The sequence below is a fragment of the Microbacterium sp. NPDC057658 genome (assembly GCF_042799975.1).
Taxonomy (GTDB): Bacteria; Actinomycetota; Actinomycetes; order Actinomycetales; family Microbacteriaceae; genus Microbacterium.
In genome coordinates this window covers 99,454-116,122 of sequence record NZ_JBHVHT010000002.1, presented here as the reverse complement: position 1 = coordinate 116,122, position 16,669 = coordinate 99,454, and the positions used below count along the sequence as shown (strand labels likewise).

Sequence of the window (16,669 nt, the reverse complement as noted above, 5' to 3'; positions counted from 1 at the left end):
CCTCGTTAGAATCGCCTGATGGCCTCGCTTCTCTACGTCTGCGTGCGACCCGAGACCGGGGCGGCGGATGCCGAGCACGCCTCGTTCCGGCGGGCGCTCGGAGTCGACGTGGTCGATCGTCTCGATCTGCTGCACGAGCCGCTGACCGAGGCCCACCTCGACCGCTACCGCGGCGTCGTCATCGGCGGCTCTCCCTTCAACGTCACCGACGTCGAGAAGACCCCGGTGCAGCGGCGGGTGGAGGCCGACCTGGAGACGCTCGCCCATGCGGCACGGGAACAGCGGATCGCCGCGTTCTTCACCTGCTTCAGCATCGGGGTGCTCACCCGGCTCCTCGGCGGCGAGGTCGTGACGACCATGCCGGAGCCGGCGAGCGCGACGGTCATCGAGACGACACCGGAGGGCGCCGTCGATCCCGTGTTCGGCCCGTCCGGCCCCGCGCTCACCGTGTTCACCGCGCACAAGGAGAGCGCCGCGACGACTCCGCCGGGGGCCGTGCTGCTCGCTACCAACGCGGCCTGCCCCGTGCAGGCCTACCGGGTGGGGACGCACCTGTACGCCGCGCAGTTCCATCCCGAGCCGACGCCGCGCGACTTCGCCGATCGGATGACGTTCTACCGCACGACGGGGTACTTCGATCCGGCGCAGTTCGACGCGGTGCAGCAGGAGGTCCTCGCGGCCTCGGTCACCGAGGGCGCCGCTCTGCTCCGCCGCTTCGCCGAGCTGTTCGGCTGAGCGATACCCGGCGCGTAGAGGTGGCGTCGACGGCAGAATGCAGGGATGAAGTCTGTATGGATCGTGTTCGACGACGAGGATGACGCTGGCATCTACGGCGTCTTCGACAACCGCGAGGACGCGGATACCTATGCCGATGAGGTCAGTCACATGTCCTCGAATGGCATGAAGATTGCGGATTTTCCGGTGCCATGGCGCCTGACGGACAGGGCCACGCGCATAGAGATCTGACACCTTGCGGTGGGTCGGAGCGCATGTGCTCGCTCTTACAGACGAGGCGACGGTCGACGCCGAGACGTTCGGCTGAGATCAGGACGGCGCGTCGCCGCGGAGCAGCGGGATGCGCTCGCGCAGGTAGGCATCCAGCGGCATGAAACCGCCCGCCTGACTCCAGCGCACCGACGGCACGCCGTCAAGGAGCGCGAGCGGACCGGAGGAGCCTCCGGCGTCCACCGCGTCGACGTCGATCACGCTCCAGCCGACGTGCACGACATCCCCCTCGTGGAAGCCGCCGCGCAGGGCGAGGGCCCGGCGCTCGGCCCGTGCGCGCGCCGACTCGGCGGTGTATCCCCGACGCCCCGGGTCCGCCGCGCGGAGCACCTCCGCCGTCGCCAGGGCATGCGTGTCGGTGAGCAGGATGACGCCGAGGTGCCAGGCCTCGCCGACACGGACGATCCGACGCCCGCGCCAGCGCGAGTCCTTCTCCTCGCCCAGCCCCTCCTTGGGGGCGCCGGCGAGATCCTGCACGGCCTGGGTCAGCAGGGCGGAGGCGGTGGTCACAGCTCCCCCAGCGTGGTCTGGTCGGCAAGGCGCGGGCCCGCGACCTGCGCACGATCGCCCCGCAGCGTCATCCCGATCAGCGGGTACAGGAGCACCGACAGCATGCCCGCCCCGACCAGCGCGGCCGCGGTCCCGGAGTCGAGCATGTCCTGATCCACGCCGATCGCTGTGACCGCGACGATGATCGGCAGCCCGGTGGCTGCGAGCAGGCCGAGCGCGGCACGGTCGCGTCCGCTCGCGCCCGCCGGGGCGGACAGCTGGGCGGCCGATCCGCGGATCACCAGGAGCGCCAGCAGGAACACCGGCACCAGGGACATCGCCGAGGGAGACGTCAGCAGCGCCTGCAGGTCGAAGGTCACCCCCGTGTAGAGGAAGAACACCGGGACGAGGAAGCCGAACGCCAGACCCTCGATCTTGCTCTCGACCTCCGCCGCATCCTTCTCGGGCGCCCGCGCCATGATGATGCGCCAGATGGCCCCCGCGACGAAGGCGCCGAGGAGCATGTCCAGGTCGAGCATCACGCTGAGGCCGACGAGGGCCGCGATGAGGAGGATCACGAAGCGCACCCCGAACTGGTCGGAGGTGTGGAGGGTCGCGCGCACGATGCCGTGCAGGCGCCCGTGCGGCACCCGGTGCGCGACGAGGACGGCGAGTCCCGCCAGCACGACGAAGGTCAGCAGCACCGCCGTGGCCAGGGGCGTCGTCCGGGTGCTGAGGAAGATCGAGATCGCGATCAGCGGCAGGAACTCCCCCACGGCGCCGATCGTGCTGATGGCACGGCCGAACGGGGTGTCCAGCTCCTTCGCATCGCGCAGGATCGGCATCAGCGTGCCGAGAGCGGTCGAGCTCAACGCGATCCCGATGACGACCATGCCCTCGCCCGGGGCGAAGAAGAACCCGAGCCCGATGCCCAGCAGCACGCTGAGCAGCCAGCCCAGCGACGCCCGGGCGAGGGGCTTCCCGGCCACCTGGCGGAAGTCGATCTCCGAGCCGGCGACGAAGAACAGCACCGCCAGGCCGAAGTCGCTGAGCTTCTCCAGAAGGGGGCCCGGTTCGACCCAGCCGAGCACGGCGGGGCCGACGAGGATCCCGAGGACGAGCTCGAACACGACGATCGGCACCCGGACGAGCGGGCGGACGCCGCGAGCCAGAAGCGGTGCGGCCACCGCCAGCAGCGGGATCAGCACCAGTCCGACGTCGCTCGCATCCACGGTCTCAGGGTAGCGACGCTGTGGGCGATTCGCTCCCCACCCGCGCGGCACGGCAGAATCGATGCACACCCCGAGGAGCAGCCATGACCCAGCCCGATACCGCCCGCCTGCTGATCGCCTGCGACGACCAGCCCGGCATCGTCGCCGCGGTCGCCGGCGTGCTCGCCCAGCACGGGGCCAACATCATCTCGCTCGACCAGCACTCGACCGACTCCGAGGGCGGGCGGTTCTTCCAGCGCACCGTCATCCACCTCGACGGGCTGGCCGCCGCGCGCCCCGCGCTGGAGGCCGACATCGCGACGGTCGCCGAGCGCTTCGGCATGGAGTGGTCGCTGCACGACGTCGCCCGCCGCAAGCGCGTGGCGATCTTCGTGTCGAAGTACGACCACTGCCTGATGGAGCTGCTGTGGCGCACGCAGCGCGGGCAGCTCGACATCGACATCACCATGGTCGTCTCGAACCACCCCGACCTCGCCGAGGCCGTCCGCTCCTTCGGCGTGCCGTTCGTGCACATCCCCTCGACGGACAAGCAGGCGATGGAGGAGCGTCAGCTCGACCTGCTCCGCGGCAACGTCGACCTCGTCGTGCTCGCCCGGTACATGCAGATCCTCAGCGACGACTTCATCACGCGCCTCGAAGCCCCGGTCATCAACATCCACCACTCGTTCCTGCCCGCGTTCATCGGCGCGAACCCCTACGCCAGGGCGAAGGAGCGCGGCGTGAAGCTGATCGGGGCCACGGCGCACTACGCCACGGCAGACCTCGACGAGGGGCCGATCATCGAGCAGGACGTCACGCGGGTCACGCACTCCGAGTCCGCGGCAGAGCTGCAGAGCCGGGGCGCCGACGTCGAGCGTCTGGTGCTGGCCCGGGCCGTGCAGTGGCACGCCGAGGACCGGGTGATCGTGCACGGCCGCTCGACCGTCATCCTGTAGCGCTCCGCCGCTCAGCGGTCGAGGATGTCCACGGCGAGCCCGTGCGACGCGGCGGCGAGGCGCTTGTCGTTCGTCCACAGCTCCGTGCACCCCGACAGCTGGGCGGCGGCGAGGTGCAGCGCGTCCGGGGTCTTCAGGCCGAAGTCGGCCCGGAGCTCGGCCGATCGGACGAACGCGGCCGCATCGAGCGCGACGATCTCCATCCGCTCGAAGAGAGCCAGGTACCGGTCGCGGAGCTCCGGATTGCGCTCGCGGGCGGGGAGCACGAGGCATTCGTGGAGCGCCAGCGGACTCGACGCCACCTCGTCATCGACGTCGCGGAGTGCCCGACGCACGGCATCGCCCCTCGGACCGCGGTCCTCGATGGCGTAGAGGAGGATGCACGAGTCGAGATAGATCATTCCCAGGCGTCCCGGTTATCGGCGACCTGCGCGTCCAGCTCCTCGGCGGTCCGTGCGAGCCGGGGCGGAAGCGGATGCTGTTCGATCCACTCGACGAGGAGGCGGCCGCTCCGCACCACGTCGACCGGCCCGATGGGCACCAGACGGGCGACCGGAGTGCCCCGCTTCGTGATGACCACGTCCTCACCCGCCTGGGACTCGGCGATCAGGCGCGAGAGGTTGTTGCGCGCTTCCAAGACGCTCTGCGTGGACATGACGCCATTCTAGCCAGGAACCTGGCGTTCCTCACCGGCCGGGGACTCCGGCTGCCAGCTCCGCGAAGACCTCGGCAGCGGCGGTCCCGCGCGCGAGCGGGGCGGCCTGCCCCATCCACAGCGATTGCAGCTCGCCGAGATTCTGCTCCCCCGCCGCCGTGCGGAAGCGTCCGGTGAGCCAGTTCTGCATCGGGAACGGGGCGATCGTGCCGCTCGCCTCGATCGCCCGCACCGCGCGGTTGCGGGCTCCGCGGGCGAGGCGTCCGCTCATCGCCCTGGTCAGCACGGTCTGGTCGGCGGCGGTGGTCCGGATGGCGTCGCGGTGCGCTGCCGTCGCGGCGGACTCGGCGGTCGCGAGGAACGCCGTCCCCACCTGCACGCCGGAGGCACCGAGGGCGAAGGCCGCAGCGACCCCGCGGCGGTCCGCGATCCCGCCCGCGGCGATGACGGGCACGTCGACGGCGTCCACGATCTGCGGCACGAGCGCGACGGTGCCCACGAGCGACTCGGCCGCGGGGCGGAGGAACGACACCCGGTGCCCGGCCGCCTCGGCTCCCGAGGCGACGACCGCATCGACTCCGGCCTCGGCGAGCGCGACGGCTTCCGCGACCGTGGTGGCGGTGCCCACGACGCGGATGCCGCGGTCGCGGGCCTCGGTGACGAGAGCGGCGGACGGCACCCCGAACACCACGCTCAGCACGGCCGGAGCGACCTCCCACACCGCGTCGAGCTGTTCGTCGAGCTCGGGGACGTAGCGCTCGGGCCGGGCCGGCACCGGAACCCCGACGGCCTCGTAGAACGGCTCCAGCGCCTGGGCGAAGACCGCGTGCTGCGGGTTCGGCGCGACCTCATCCCCCAGGGGCAGCCAGATGTTCAGGGCGAACGGACGGTCGGTGGCGCGGTGCAGTTCGGCTCCGACAGCGCGGATCCGGTCGCCGTCGTACCCGTACAGCCCGTACGACCCCAGCCCGCCGGCCGCGCTCACCGCCGCCGTCAGCGCCACCGACGAGCTCCCCCCGAACGGTCCCAGCACGATCGGATGCTCGACTCCCAGAAGTTCTGTCGCCATACCCCGACCGTACGCCCTTCGAATCGCCTGAATGGCTCCATCGGCGGCCCGGATACAGCTATTCAGGCGATTTGAACGGGGTAAGCTCGCGGCATGAGCGAGTGGTTCGGGCAGATGCTCGGCTTCGTCGCGGCCGCGATCGGTCTCGTGACGGTGCCGGATGCCGCCGCGCTCGGCCTCGCGATCGCGCTGCTCGCCGTCACGGTCCTCACGCTCGCGCTCGTGCTGAGCGTGCGCCACCAGGCCTCCGCCGATGCCCCGCACCCGCTGCGGGCGATCGATGTCGGAACCCTCCTGCCACAGAGCGATCCGGATGCCGCCGGACACCCTCGTCCGCGAGCGCCGGGAGTCGCGACCGCCGCGTAGTCCGTCCGACCGGGACCGCGCGGCCTTCGCCGACCCCTCCCGACCTCATCGAACGGACCTTCCCGTGGACATCTTCGCCTTCCCTCCCCTCGCTGCGCTCCTGGACGCCGCCTACGGTGCCCTGAACGGCCTCTCCACCCTTCTCGCACCCCTCGCCGGCCCCTCCGCCGCCGCCCTCGCCGTGGTCCTGGTGACCCTCCTCGTACGCGCCCTCCTCATCCCCGTCGGCATCTCCCAGGCCCGAGCCGAGCAGACCAGGGCCCGCCTCGCCCCGAAGCTGCGCGCGCTGCAGCAGCGCCACCGGAAGAACCCGGAGCGCCTGCAGCAGGAGATGATGGCGCTCTACCGCGCCGAGAACACCTCGCCCTTCGCCGGGATGCTGCCCGTGCTGGCGCAGGCACCGGTCGTCGGCCTGCTCTACACGCTGTTCCTGCGACCGGAGATCGCCGGACACCCGAACGAGCTGCTCACCCACGACCTCTTCGGCGCCCCGCTCGGCACGAGCCTAGTGTCGGCCCTGTTCGGCGGCACCGCGACCCCGGCGACGTTCGCGGTCTTCGGCGTGCTGCTGGCCGTGATGATCGCCGTCGCCGAGGTCACCCGGCGGGTGTTCCGACCGGCCCCCGTCGAGGGCGACGACTCTCCACTCAGCTCCCCCGGCATGCTCCGGATGATGGCCGCGCTGCACTACCTCACCGCGGTCTTCGCGGCCTTCGTCCCCCTCGCCGCCGCGCTCTACCTCACGGTCACGGTGGTGTGGACCCTCGTGCAGCGGGTGATGCTGCGCCGCCGTTACCCGCTGCCGCAGCCGGTGGCCGTCCGGGCATGAGAGCCGCCCGAGCGGAGGGGCGTCAGTCGGGAAGCGGGATCGGCGCGGTGAACGGTCCCGCGGGGCCGTCGCCCCTCCGGTCGCGGCGCACGCCCAGCGTCGTCCCGACGCTCGCGGCGATCACGAGCGCCACCGCGAGCAGCCGCAGCGGCGTGGCGTCCTGTCCGAGGATGAGCCACCCGGCGAGGGTCGCGAACGCGGGCTCCAGGCTCAGCAGCACGCCGAACACCCGCTGTGGGAGCCGGCGGAGCGCCGCGAGCTCGAAGCTGTACGGGATCACGGACGACAGCACCGCGGTGACCGCCGCGAGCAGGAGGAGCTGCGGATCCAGCGCCACCGTCGCCGCCGCGGGCACGCCCACGGGGATGAGGAGCACCGCCGCGACGACGAGTCCCATCGCGAGACCGCTGCTGCCGGGGATGAGGGCGCCGACGCGCGCGCTCATCCGGATGTACATGACCCAGAATCCGGCCGCGATGAGGATGAAGACGACGCCCAGCGGATCGAGGGGCTCGGCGCCGACGAGGCCGTCGACGCCGAGCAGCGCCATGCCCAGCAGGGCCACGCCCACCCAGACCGCGTCGGCGAGACGGCGGGTCAGCACGGCGGCGAGCACGAGCGGCCCGAGGAACTCGATGGCCACGGCGGGCCCCAGGGGGATGCGGTCGATCGCCGCGTAGAAGAACCCGTTCATCGCGGCCAGGGACACCCCGAACAGCACGGCGGCGAGCCACTGCGACCGGGTCCAGGCGCGGGGCCGCGGGCGCACGATGACGACCAGCAGCAGCGCGGCGATCGCGACGCGGAGCGACGTCACGCCCCACGGCCCGAGGACGGGGAAGAGCTGCGCGGCCACGGCGGCGCCGAACGGCAGCGAGAGGCAGGATCCGATGACGAGCGCGACGCCCATGAGGGGGCCGGATGCCGCGGGTCTCTGCACCAGACAAGCTTAGGCGGCGGGGCCCTGCCTCCCCGCCGCCTGCGCCGTCCTCGCGCGGATCAGAGCGGCTTGCCACCCGTCACCGCGAGCACCGCGCCGGATACGTACGACGACTCCGCCGAGGCGAGGTACACGTAGGCACCGGCGAGTTCTGCGGGCTGCCCCGCGCGTCCGAGCGGGGTGTCCTGTCCGAACGTCTCCAGGCGCTCCGGCCCCCATCCGGTCGCGGGGATCAGCGGCGTCCAGATCGGCCCCGGCGCGACGGCGTTGACGCGCACGCCGCGCGGCCCGGCCTCCTCCGCGAGCGCCTTGACGAACGCGACCTGCGCCGCCTTCGTCATGGCGTAGTCGATGAGTCCCGGCGACGGCTGCGCCGACTGCACCGACGAGGTCACGATGATGCTGGATCCCGGCTCGAGGTCGGGGAACGCAGCCCGGGCCGAGAAGACGAGGCCGGCGAGGTTCGTGTCGAACACGCGGCGCATCTTCTCGGTGTCGAGGTTCTCGAAGCCGTCGATGTCGTGCTGATAGGCCGCGTTGAGCACGAGCACGTCGAGTCCGCCGAGCTCGCGACGCGCACGGTGCACCGCATCGGTCGCGAAGGCCTCCTCGCGGACGTCGCCCGGGATGCTGACGCCGGTGCGACCGGCTTCGCGGACGAGCGCGAGCGTCTCCTCCGCGTCCGCCTGCTCCTCGGGCATGTGCGCGATGGCCACGTCGGCACCCTCGCGGGCGAAGGCGATCGCGACCGCCCGTCCGATGCCGGAATCACCACCGGTGATGAGAGCGCGCCGTCCCTCGAGCCGGCCGTGGCCGACGTAGGACTGCTCGCCGTGGTCCGGCTCCGGGGTCGTCTTCTCGGTGAGGCCCGGCTGGTCCTGGCTCTGCGCCGGGAAGCCGTCCTCGTGGTGGGCGTGTCGGGGGTCGGTGAGGCCGCCGTCGCGGGTGGTGTCGGTCATGTCCGCTCCTCCTGTCATGGGGCTGTCGATCAGGTCGTGATCGAGCCTCGTGGGTCCGGAGGAGGGACGGCAGGGGGTTGACAGCCCGGGGCGGTCTCCGCGACAGCAGGTGTCAGCCGGCGGAGGAGACGTCGCCGTGCGGGGGCTCGGCGCCCTCGGCGGGCTCGGGGACGAGGTAGAGCCCGCTGGGGGAATTCGCGGTGAAGGCGAGCGCTTCGACCCAGGCCCGGTTGACCGCGGGCTGGCGGCTGCCGAAGTACTTGAAGACGAGAGAGCTGCCCGGCTGGATCCAGACGGTGGTCCGGCCGCCGCCGACGCTGGCGTCCTCGCGCCAGTTGAACGGGAACGGCTCGCCGCGACGCAGCTTGGCCGTGATGACGAGCTGCAGGTGCGTGAGTGCCCGGTCCTCGATCTCGGTCTTCACGCTGCCTTCGTAGATGAACTTGCCCATCGGGTGATGCTCCTCGGTCGGGTGGTCCTCAGCCCGGCGGACACTGCCGGGATCGGCCTATGGGTAGAGGGTAAGCCCTCGGGCGGGGCGCACGGCAAATCAGCCCCGGAGGGCGATGCGCGCGTCGAAGTCAAGGCCCTGCGCGCGATCCGCGCGGCGATTAGCCTCGAATCATCGACACCCGAGGAGGGCACCGCCATGACTGACCGCCACATCGACGACCGTCCCGACGAGGGCTACACGCCCGGCACAACCCACGCCGAGCGCGGCGCGGGCAACCCGCGACTGCGCGTGCGGCGCGACGACGAGCGCACCGAGTTCGCGCTCGACATGGAGGAGGTCCGCATCGGATCGGCCGCCGGGAACGAGCTGCGCCTCGCCGACACCGAGCCGGTGCACGCGACGGTCGTGCACGACGACCGTGACGAGTACGTGGTGACCCTGCACGCCGACGGTGAGATGAACTCCAACCCCGATGCCGACGCGACCCACCCGGGCGACCGCACGGAGACGCTGCGTACCGGATCGCGCTTCACGGTGGGCCCGTGGGAGCTGGTCTTCGCCCGCGAGGAGTTCGCCGACCACGGCCGTCCGTTCGGTGGACGCCAGGGCGGCGAGTACTCCGACCAGCCGCTGCAGGAGGCGCGTGCGGGCTACGACGCCGACGACGAGCGGCTGTCCCAGGCCGACGTCAACGACGAGCGGTCTCAGTCGGACTCCAAGGCCGACTGATGGTGCGGGGTGCCGACGGGCTTCGACTCCGCTGACCCCCGCTGGCGGAGGTAGATCGCGAACGCGACCATCGTCCCCACCGCGAGGAACTCGGACTGCCAGTTCTGCAGGGTGCGGTCCCAGAAGTCGGAGCTGGTCACGTAGTCGCCCCAGGTGATCGCGGCGAGGCCGTGCATCGCGTTCTCCTCGTTCATGACCACTGTCCCGGCGAGCGACTGCGCGAGCCAGGACAGCACGAAAACCGCCCCCATCACGAGCAGCAGCGAGTTGCCGAACACCGCCGCTCGCCACCCGCCCGCCCGGGCCCACCGCGGAGAGTCCGGGCGGGCGTGCGCGCCGACGAGCTGATCGGCATCGCTGCCCGGCCCCTCGTCGCCGGGCTTTTTCGACTCCGGGGAGCCCTTCTGCACGAACCAGATCGTTGCGGCGATGAAGAGGAAGAACTGCAGGAACTCCGACTGCCAGTTCTCGGCGACGTCGACCGCGAAGTCGGACGACCAGAGGAAGTCTCCGAAGCCGATCGTCGGCTGCCCGTGGTCGAGGAGCTCGTCGTTGTTCCGGAGGTAGCCGGCGACGGCCTGTCCGGCCAGAGCCAGCACGAAGAGGGCGAGGAAGAAGAGGCTGAGGGCGTGGTCCTTGATCCGCGAGCGCATGTCATCGCCCTCCCAGCGGCAGGCCGATCATCACGGCGAGCCCGACGCCGATGATCCCCGCCCAGATCCAGAAGACCGCCCGCATCCCTGCGGTGTCCCGCGCATCCTCCGCCATGTCCGCCTCCTTCGTCGGTGTGACGTTCCTCGACGATGGCGGGCCGGGCGACGGCCCTCCAGGGGCTTGACGCGGGCGTCGTTGTCAATCCCCTGCGACAGGGCGCCACGGGGTCCGTAGCGTAGGGGGAACCGACGAGAGGAGCGCCCCGATGACCGCACCGAACGAGACCCCCGACCTCGAGCACCTCGGCGAGCTCGCCCGCAGCCGAGGTCTGCGCGTGAGCGTGGCGGAGTCGCTCACCTCCGGACGCCTCGCGAACACGATCGGTGCGGGCGAAGGGGCGTCGGGGTGGTTCGCCGGCGGCATCGTCGCGTACTTCACGGAGGTCAAGGAGAGGGTGCTGGGGCTGACCCCGGGGACCGACCCGACGTCCGCCGCCTGCGCCGAGCAGCTCGCCCGGGGCGCACGGGAGCTCTTCGACGCCGACATCTGCGTCTCGACGACCGGGGTGGGCGGGCCCGGTCCGGAGGGCGGTCATCCCGCCGGCACGGTGTACCTCGGCTGGGCCACCAACGACGACGCCGGGCACCGGAGGCTGGCCCTGACCGGCGACCCGGACGAGATCCTGTCGGCGAGCGTCGACGCCGCGGTGCGCCTGCTCGCCTTCCACGCCGAGGGACTCCATCCCGCAGGGCCCCGGCGCACCGGTTCCGACTGAGGGCTCAGCGGCCCGGCACCAGACCCACCCGCAGCGGGGCGCCCGGCACCGCAGCCTCCGTGAGAGCGGCGTCGATGTCGAGCAGCGGTCGCACGGCGCCCACGGCCTCGGCGAACGGATAGGCGCGCCCGCGCCCCGCGAGGAACGACACCGCTGCTGCGAGGTCGTCAGCGCTGTAATTGTGCACGCCGGTCACCGTGACGAGACGGCGGACGAGATCCTCCGCCTCCAGCGGGACGGGCGCCGCCGGGAACACGCTCCCGACCAGGACGACCGTGCCGCCGACGGCGACGCCGGCGAGCGCCTCCCCGACGGCGTGCCCGGAGGCTTCGATGACCACGTCCGGGTCACGGTCGAGCGCGGTGGCTCCGAAGCGGGCGGCGAAGCCACGGCGATCGTCGTCTGGATCGCGCACCTCGACCACGGCCCCGTGCTCGGCCGCGATCGCCGCGGCGCTGATCCCCACCAGTCCTGCACCGTGGATGCGCACCGCGGCACCGTCGAGATCGATGTCGCGCGCCGCTCGCGCCACGGCCGCCCATGCCGTCGCCGTCGCGCAGCCGGCCGGAGCCAGCACCGCGGCCGGCAGCGCCTCCGGTACGCGCGCGATCGCGGTGCCGGCCCGCAGCTGCACATGACTGGCGAAGGCTCCGGTCAGGTCGCCGTGCGCCCCGACGCGGTCATGGCCGTACTTGCCGAGGTCCCGGCACTTCTGCGTGAGGCCGCGCCGGCAGCGATCGCAGGTGCCGCACGACACCGTGACAGACCACACCACGCGGTCGCCGATCCGCAGCGGGGTCCCGTCCACCGCCTCCGCACCGTCGTCGCCCAGCGCGATGACCCGACCGACGCTCTCGTGCCCGAGGACGAGGGGCGCGGGCGCGGACCGGCGGCCCTGCACGGTGTGCACGTCCGATCCGCAGATCGTCGACATCTCCACGGCGACGAGCACGTCCCGATCACCGAGCGCGACCCCGGGGACGGCGATGGTCTCGTGCGGGTGGCCTTCGCCGATCCAGACCATCGCGGTGGCTGCGGGGCGCAGCGCGACGTCCCTCCGGTGGCCGGGTGGGCGGATCAGCACCGTTCCCATGACACGACCTCAGACGGAGGCGACGGCAGGAAGGAGCTCGCGCTGCGCCAGCGCTGTCCGCAGCGCCGTGACGTCGGACAGCACGGCATCAGCCCCCGCTCCGCTCAGCGCCGCGCGATCGTGCGCCCCGGTGAGGACCCCCGCGACGAAGCCCGCCCCCGCACGACGGCCGGACTCGACGTCGCTCACGGTGTCGCCGGCGACGGCCACAGCCTGCACCGCTGACGCGCCCGTCCGCAGAAGGGCGGTGAGGACGAGGTCGGGCGCGGGGCGTCCGCGGCCGGCATCGACCGGAGACAGGGCGAGGTCGACGAGTCCTCCCCACCCGAGCCCGTCGATGAGCGCCTGTCGCGTGACCGGAGCGAATCCGGTGGTGAGGACGACGGTCAGCCCCGCGTCCTTCAGCCCCTGGATCGCGTCCGCCGCTCCAGGGATCTCCGCGACGCCGCTCTCGGCGACGATCTCGGCGTATGCGGTCTCGAACGCCGCGGTGGCCTGCCGCGCCGCGCTCGCATCGCCGCCCGCGAGATGGAGGAAGACATCGAACTTGGACTGCCCCATCGTCTCCCGGACGTAGTCGATGGCATCCTCCCAGGGCAGCCGCGCGGCGACGCCGGTGCGCTCGGCGGCGCGCTGGAACGCCTGCTCCACCACGCCGTCGTCCAGGACGGTGGTGCCGGCCATGTCGAGGACGACGAGTTCGATCGGAGTGGTCATGGTGTTCCTTCCAGAGCAGGGGTGCCGCCGAGGGCGGCGGTGAGGTGCAGGTCGGCGAGCCCGAGACCGCAGGTCATGCCGATGCCGGTGGTCGCGGCGAGCACGAGGGCGCCGTCGTCTCCGCGGTCGACGAGGAACTCGCCGGGGGCTTTCGCGTACATGCCCTGCCAGCGCTCGATGACCCGCGGCGCCGCCCCGTCGAACAGGGCCTCGGCCTCGTCGAGAAACGCGGTGAACGCGGCCTCCGGCTGGAACGGCGACGGGGCGGCGTCGGTGGCGTGGGAGTCTCCGAGGATGAGCGTGCCGTCCGGCAGCTGCGTGTACATCTGATTGAGATCGAGGGCGGCGAGGTCGGGCCGCTCGGCGTGCAGGCGCTCGCGGAGGGTGCGGGCCTCGGGGCTGTCGGCGAACCGCCCGTACCGGATGAGGGACCAGCCGGTCAGCAGGGGCGCGGTCAACGGTCGCGGGAAGGAGACGGCCGCCCGCATCATGTCCAGCGCACAGCGCACCACGCCGTGCCGTTCCGCGACCTCAGGCAGGAGCTGGTCGATGTCGTGGTTGACGGCCACGACGACCGCCCCGGTGTCGATCGCCCCGCGCGTGGTCTCCACCCGTCCCGCGCCGAGGGCCGTCACCGCGGTGCGGAAGCGGAACTCGACGCCCTGTGCCGTCAGGTGGCGCACGATCGCGGTCGCCGCCGTGCGCGGGTCCGTCTGCAGGTCGGCTTCGATGATGGCACCGCCGACGAGCCCGTCCCGGCGCAGCGGCGCACGGCCCAGGAGCTCGGCGGCCTCCAGCATCCGGATGCCGCCGTCCCGCGCCGCCGCGGAGAGCACGGCGAACTCGTCCTCGTGGCGGGCGGCCACGAGCGTGCCCGACTCGCGGAGCCAGAACCCCGCGTCCCGGGCGAGCTGCAGCCAGAGCTCTCGGGAGGCATCCGCGTATCGCCGTGCCTCTCCGCCCTGCGCGCCGATGCAGAGGTGGCCGAAGTTGCGGATCGTGGCGCCGGTCGGGGAGGCGCTGCGCTCGACGACGACGACCCGGAGCCCGCGGCGCACGGCGGCGAAGGCGGCGCCGAGACCGACGATGCCGGTCCCCACCACGACGAGGTCCGGGTTCTTCGCCCCGGTCATCGGAACACCTTCCTCATCCACATCGCGAGCCCCTCGACGGCGAGCACGGTGACGAGGATCATCAGCACGATCGCGGTGACGGTCTCGTAGCGCGAGCCCTGGCTGGCGTTCAGCAGGTAGTAGCCGACCCCGCCGCCGCCGACGATGCCGAGGATCGTGGCCGCGCGGATGTTGGTGTCGAGCATGTAGAAGCTGTGCCCGATGAGGGCTCGGGTGCCCTGGGTCAGCGTGGCCGACGTGTACGTCTGCATCCGTGTGGCGCCCACCGCCCGCAGCGCGCGCTCAGGGCCGCGGTCGACCTCCTCGAAGGAGTCGGCGATGAGCTTGCCGAGCAGACCGATGCCGCCGATCGCGAGCGCGATGACGCCGGCCTGCGCGCCGAGACCCGTGATGACGACGAGGACGATGGCGAGGATCAGCTCGGGGATGCCGCGGATGCCGACGAGCAGCAGACGGGCGGTGCCGCGCCCTGCCGCGTGCGGGGCGACGTTGCGCGCGGCGAACGAACCGAGCAGCAGCGAGGGCAGGAGCGTGAGGACGGTGGCGGCGAGTGCGATGGCGACGGTCTCCCGCATGGCTTCCAGCATCGCGACCGTGTCGTAGCTGCCGAACGACGGCGGCCAGAACCGGGCGGCGACGTCGGGCAGCTTCGCCCAGAAGGTGAACAGGTCCGACCAGGTGATCTGGCTCACGACGACGCTGCCGATCACGACGAGGAGCGCGACGGCACCGGCCGCGGTGTGGCGCACGCGTTGCGCGGTCCACGGACGACGCACCGCGGTCTCCGGGCTCGCCGCCCACGCCGGGCGGCCCTCGGCGGGCGCGTGCGACCGCCGACGCAGGCGCGGGTGCACGATCCGGTCCATCCAGGAACGGGTCTGCTTCTGCTCACCGAGCATCACGCCCCGCACCGTGCTCGAGATGATCTCCATCACGATGCACAGCACGAAGATCACGAGCGCGATCCCGAGACCCTTGCCGTAGTTCAGCGCCTTGAACGCGTAGGACATCTCGAGACCGAGGCCGGCGACGCCCACGTAGCCGAGCACGACGCTCCCGCGCAGGTTGATGTCGTTGCGGTGCAGCACCGTGGCCACCCAGCTCGGCATCACCTGCGGGAGGATGCCCGCCGTGAACTCCTGGAGCTTCGAGCCGCCGGCGGCGCGGATCGCGAGACGCGGCCCCTCGTCGATCTGCTCGATGGCGTCCGCGAACATCTTGGAGATCATGCCGATCGAGTGGATGCCGATCGCGAGGATGCCGGGCAGCGTGCCGAGCGAGAACATCAGCACGAAGGCCATGGCCAGCACGACGTCCGGCAGGGCACGGGTGAGGACGCCGAGGAAGCGGGCCGCCGCGCGCCAGCCGGCGCCCGGGGTGGTGTTCGCAGCGGCGAGGTAGGCGATCGGCACGGAGAGCACGGCCGCCAGCAGCGTGCCGACGAGCACGAGGCCGACGGTCAGGGCGATGAGCCCGGCGAGGTCGGCCGGCGCGGGGAAGGAGAGTCCGCCGACCCGGGCGAGGAAGTTCTCGGCGTTGCCCCAACTCTGCACCATCGCGGGGATCGAGATGCCCACGTCGCGCACCGCGACGATGCCGAGCACGACGAGGACGACGAGGGTGAGCCCCGCCGCGATGCGCTCCGCCGAGAGCGGCCGCTTCGGCGCCCGCTCCGCGACGCTCCCCCTTCGCTGGTTCGCTGAGCCTGTCGAAGCGCCCTGGGTCGCTGAGCCGCTTCCCTTGGTCGCTGAGCCTGTCGAAGCGCCCCGTGTCGAGGCCTCCACCGCCGTCATGACGCCGCCACCGTGGTCACGGCGTCGACGAGTTCCACCTGCACGGCGCGGATCTCCGCCGTGGTCGTCGCGACGCGGCCGTAGATCTCCATCACCTCGCCCTTGGTGAGTCCGTCCGTCGGGGTGTCCAGGACGACCTCGCCGTGCCGGAGCCCGACGATCCGGTCGGCCCAGCTGATCGCGAGGTCGACCTGGTGCAGGCTGCACACGACGGTGAGGCCTTCGTCGGCGGCGATCTCGCGGATGAGGGTCATCACCTGCTCGCTCGACTCCGGGTCGAGGGAGGCGACGGGTTCGTCGGCCAGGAGGATCGCCGGCTTCTGCATGAGGGCCCTGGCGATGGCCACGCGCTGCTGCTGGCCGCCGGACAGGGTGTCGCTGCGCTGGTAGGCGCGGTCGAGGAGGCCGACGCGGTCGAGGTGCTCCAGCGCGGTGAGCTTCGCGGCGCGGGGGTAGCTCCACAGCCCGAGCCGCGGGCCGCGCATCCGCGAGAGCGACCCGGTCAGCACGTTCTCCAGCACGGTCAGCGAGGGCACGAGCTCGAACTGCTGGAAGATGAAGCCCACGCTGCTGCGAAGCTGTCGCAGCGCCCGCCCCTTCATCGAGGGAACGGACGCGCCGAGCACCTCGATGGACCCGGAGCTGGGCAGCTCCAGGCCGTCGAGATGCCGCAGCAGCGTGGACTTGCCGGAACCGGAGAGCCCGAGCAGCACGACGATCTCTCCCCGCGCCACCTCGAGCGTGACGTCCTTGAGGGCGGTGGTGCTGCCGAAGGTCTTCGTGACGCCGGCGAGGCGGATGAGGGTGTCGGATGCCGCGGTCATGGCTTCTCCTGTCGTCAG

At 72.0% G+C, this 16,669-nt stretch carries 21 protein-coding genes; 7 read left to right on the top strand and 14 right to left on the bottom strand.

Going from position 1 to position 16,669, the window contains the following annotated elements:
* Positions 1-18: 18 nt before the first annotated feature.
* Both ACFU8V_RS13900 and ACFU8V_RS13895 read left to right on the top strand, forming a co-directional pair.
* A complete protein-coding gene (locus ACFU8V_RS13900) occupies positions 19-735 on the top strand; it encodes a GMP synthase (RefSeq protein WP_315106878.1) in 717 nt (238 codons plus the stop codon).
* Between the two features lie 45 nt (positions 736-780).
* Entirely contained in the window at positions 781-966 is a 186-nt protein-coding gene (locus ACFU8V_RS13895) for a hypothetical protein (RefSeq protein WP_062765390.1), read from the top strand.
* A 78-nt stretch (positions 967-1,044) separates the two neighbouring features.
* On the opposite strand, the gene ACFU8V_RS13890 is transcribed toward ACFU8V_RS13895, so the two are convergent.
* Positions 1,045-1,515 (bottom strand): hypothetical protein, encoded by a 471-nt coding sequence (locus ACFU8V_RS13890; RefSeq protein WP_062765395.1) that lies wholly within the window; start codon positions 1,513-1,515, stop codon positions 1,045-1,047.
* Positions 1,512-2,726, bottom strand: coding sequence for a cation:proton antiporter (locus ACFU8V_RS13885; RefSeq protein WP_062632981.1), 1,215 nt, complete (start codon positions 2,724-2,726; stop codon positions 1,512-1,514). The genes ACFU8V_RS13890 and ACFU8V_RS13885 overlap by 4 nt, the downstream gene beginning before the upstream one ends.
* An 83-nt stretch (positions 2,727-2,809) precedes the next feature.
* On the opposite strand from ACFU8V_RS13885, the gene purU reads away from it, so the two are divergent.
* Entirely contained in the window at positions 2,810-3,661 is an 852-nt protein-coding gene (gene purU, locus ACFU8V_RS13880) for a formyltetrahydrofolate deformylase (RefSeq protein ID WP_062632982.1), read from the top strand.
* An 11-nt stretch (positions 3,662-3,672) separates the two neighbouring features.
* On the opposite strand, the gene ACFU8V_RS13875 is transcribed toward purU, so the two are convergent.
* The 3 genes from ACFU8V_RS13875 to ACFU8V_RS13865 are packed head-to-tail and all read right to left on the bottom strand — an operon-like array spanning position 3,673 to position 5,385.
* The gene (locus ACFU8V_RS13875) at positions 3,673-4,062 is read right to left on the bottom strand and encodes a type II toxin-antitoxin system VapC family toxin (RefSeq protein WP_315106871.1); all 390 of its coding nucleotides are present in this window, start codon (positions 4,060-4,062) and stop codon (positions 3,673-3,675) included.
* Complete coding sequence (locus tag ACFU8V_RS13870; protein WP_315106869.1) at positions 4,059-4,316, bottom strand: type II toxin-antitoxin system prevent-host-death family antitoxin; 258 nt, start codon at positions 4,314-4,316, stop codon at positions 4,059-4,061. Before ACFU8V_RS13870 ends, ACFU8V_RS13875 begins: the two co-directional genes overlap by 4 nt.
* 31 nt (positions 4,317-4,347) lie before the next feature.
* Positions 4,348-5,385, bottom strand: a complete 1,038-nt coding sequence (locus ACFU8V_RS13865; RefSeq protein WP_378872148.1) for an NAD(P)H-dependent flavin oxidoreductase — start codon at positions 5,383-5,385, stop codon at positions 4,348-4,350.
* A gap of 93 nt (positions 5,386-5,478) precedes the next feature.
* Between ACFU8V_RS13865 and ACFU8V_RS13860 the strand changes: the two genes are divergently transcribed.
* Positions 5,479-5,751 (top strand): DUF6412 domain-containing protein, encoded by a 273-nt coding sequence (locus ACFU8V_RS13860; RefSeq protein ID WP_062765409.1) that lies wholly within the window; start codon positions 5,479-5,481, stop codon positions 5,749-5,751.
* A 64-nt stretch (positions 5,752-5,815) separates the two neighbouring features.
* Positions 5,816-6,580, top strand: a complete 765-nt coding sequence (locus ACFU8V_RS13855) for a membrane protein insertase YidC (protein WP_062765412.1) — start codon at positions 5,816-5,818, stop codon at positions 6,578-6,580.
* A 22-nt stretch (positions 6,581-6,602) separates the two neighbouring features.
* Here the strand turns inward: ACFU8V_RS13855 and ACFU8V_RS13850 are convergent, their stop codons facing one another.
* From ACFU8V_RS13850 to ACFU8V_RS13840, 3 genes are all read right to left on the bottom strand, one after another.
* The gene (locus tag ACFU8V_RS13850) at positions 6,603-7,520 is read right to left on the bottom strand and encodes a DMT family transporter (protein WP_062765416.1); all 918 of its coding nucleotides are present in this window, start codon (positions 7,518-7,520) and stop codon (positions 6,603-6,605) included.
* Between the two features lie 59 nt (positions 7,521-7,579).
* Positions 7,580-8,479, bottom strand: coding sequence for an SDR family oxidoreductase (locus tag ACFU8V_RS13845; protein ID WP_062765420.1), 900 nt, complete (start codon positions 8,477-8,479; stop codon positions 7,580-7,582).
* 112 nt (positions 8,480-8,591) lie between these two features.
* Positions 8,592-8,930 carry a hypothetical protein gene (locus tag ACFU8V_RS13840; RefSeq protein ID WP_062765424.1) on the bottom strand — a complete coding sequence of 113 codons (339 nt, stop codon included), beginning with the start codon at positions 8,928-8,930 and terminating at the stop codon, positions 8,592-8,594.
* A gap of 198 nt (positions 8,931-9,128) precedes the next feature.
* Here ACFU8V_RS13840 and ACFU8V_RS13835 point away from each other — a divergent pair, with 198 nt between their 5' ends.
* Positions 9,129-9,662 (top strand): FHA domain-containing protein, encoded by a 534-nt coding sequence (locus ACFU8V_RS13835; protein WP_062765427.1) that lies wholly within the window; start codon positions 9,129-9,131, stop codon positions 9,660-9,662.
* On the opposite strand, the gene ACFU8V_RS13830 is transcribed toward ACFU8V_RS13835, so the two are convergent.
* Positions 9,638-10,315, bottom strand: a complete 678-nt coding sequence (locus ACFU8V_RS13830) for a DUF6766 family protein (protein ID WP_062765430.1) — start codon at positions 10,313-10,315, stop codon at positions 9,638-9,640. The genes ACFU8V_RS13835 and ACFU8V_RS13830 overlap by 25 nt on opposite strands.
* 266 nt (positions 10,316-10,581) lie before the next feature.
* On the opposite strand from ACFU8V_RS13830, the gene ACFU8V_RS13825 reads away from it, so the two are divergent.
* Positions 10,582-11,091, top strand: coding sequence for a CinA family protein (locus ACFU8V_RS13825; protein WP_062765433.1), 510 nt, complete (start codon positions 10,582-10,584; stop codon positions 11,089-11,091).
* A 4-nt stretch (positions 11,092-11,095) separates the two neighbouring features.
* Here the strand turns inward: ACFU8V_RS13825 and ACFU8V_RS13820 are convergent, their stop codons facing one another.
* From ACFU8V_RS13820 to phnC, 5 genes are read right to left on the bottom strand one after another with little or no spacing between them, the layout of a single operon-like run.
* Positions 11,096-12,184 carry an alcohol dehydrogenase catalytic domain-containing protein gene (locus ACFU8V_RS13820; RefSeq protein ID WP_062765436.1) on the bottom strand — a complete coding sequence of 363 codons (1,089 nt, stop codon included), beginning with the start codon at positions 12,182-12,184 and terminating at the stop codon, positions 11,096-11,098.
* Between the two features lie 9 nt (positions 12,185-12,193).
* Entirely contained in the window at positions 12,194-12,901 is a 708-nt protein-coding gene (locus tag ACFU8V_RS13815) for an HAD family hydrolase (RefSeq protein WP_315106846.1), read from the bottom strand.
* Complete coding sequence (locus ACFU8V_RS13810; protein ID WP_378872140.1) at positions 12,898-14,034, bottom strand: TIGR03364 family FAD-dependent oxidoreductase; 1,137 nt, start codon at positions 14,032-14,034, stop codon at positions 12,898-12,900. The genes ACFU8V_RS13815 and ACFU8V_RS13810 overlap by 4 nt, the downstream gene beginning before the upstream one ends.
* Positions 14,031-15,827, bottom strand: a complete 1,797-nt coding sequence (locus tag ACFU8V_RS13805) for an ABC transporter permease (RefSeq protein ID WP_303708794.1) — start codon at positions 15,825-15,827, stop codon at positions 14,031-14,033. Before ACFU8V_RS13805 ends, ACFU8V_RS13810 begins: the two co-directional genes overlap by 4 nt.
* Complete coding sequence (gene phnC, locus ACFU8V_RS13800) at positions 15,824-16,651, bottom strand: phosphonate ABC transporter ATP-binding protein (protein WP_303708793.1); 828 nt, start codon at positions 16,649-16,651, stop codon at positions 15,824-15,826. The genes ACFU8V_RS13805 and phnC overlap by 4 nt, the downstream gene beginning before the upstream one ends.
* Positions 16,652-16,669 lie beyond the last annotated feature (18 nt).